The 351-nt window shown below is 31.3% G+C and carries 1 pseudogene; it reads left to right on the plus strand.

Annotated features, from left to right (window positions below):
- Positions 1 to 29: 29 nt before the first annotated feature.
- A pseudogene (locus tag SB754_RS19500) lies at positions 30 to 351 on the plus strand (NAD-dependent malic enzyme); the annotation flags it as partial.

A 351-nucleotide genomic window follows, 5' to 3' on the forward strand; every position in this document is an offset into this window, starting at 1 on the left:
CAAAGCATCTAGAAAGAAGGAATCATCACATGAATACATTTAATCTTTCCAATGACGGATCTATTCAAACAAATTTGAAAGGGAAAAATCTTCTTGCTCAACCTTTCTTAAATAAAGGATTAGCCTTTACAAAACAAGAACGTAAAGATCTTAGCTTAGAAGGGGTATTACCTCCAACAGTTTTAACGTTAGAAGAACAAGTTAAACGTGCTTATCTACAATTTAAAGAACAACCTAATAACTTACGAAAAAATGTTTGGTTAAACGATTTATCTAATCGCAATACCGTATTATTCTATCGATTACTAACAGATCATCTTAGTGAAATGTTACCTATCATTTACACTCCGA

This window comes from Leifsonia sp. SIMBA_070 (assembly GCF_046534635.1).
Lineage (GTDB): Bacteria > Actinomycetota > Actinomycetes > Actinomycetales > Microbacteriaceae > Leifsonia.